Annotated in this window: 1 protein-coding gene; it reads left to right on the plus strand. The window is 65.9% G+C overall.

Going from position 1 to position 255, the window contains the following annotated elements:
- Positions 1 to 43: 43 nt before the first annotated feature.
- A partial coding sequence (locus tag GL263_RS27970; RefSeq protein WP_182858487.1) for a hypothetical protein occupies positions 44 to 255 on the plus strand: 212 nt, incomplete at its 3' end.

Here is a 255-nt window from a genome sequence, read left to right on the forward strand (position 1 = left end):
CGATATAGCGTTCTCGGGTGGAGCAGGCGCCCCCCTCGCGCAGGTGAGCGCGGGTGAACAGAGCTTCGGCATCGGCTGGGACGGGGAGCTTCCCCGGCCCACGCTCCGGGGCAACACTGCCCTCTACTGCGATGTGCAGCCCGACACCGACCTCGTGCTCACCGCGCTACCCGAAGGTTTCTCCCACCACTTCGTACTCAAGAAGCGGCCGAAGGAGAAGGTGGAACTGCGCATACCCGTGGTCGCTGAGGGTCT

The organism is Streptomyces durbertensis, assembly GCF_014156695.1.
Lineage (GTDB): Bacteria > Actinomycetota > Actinomycetes > Streptomycetales > Streptomycetaceae > Streptomyces > Streptomyces durbertensis.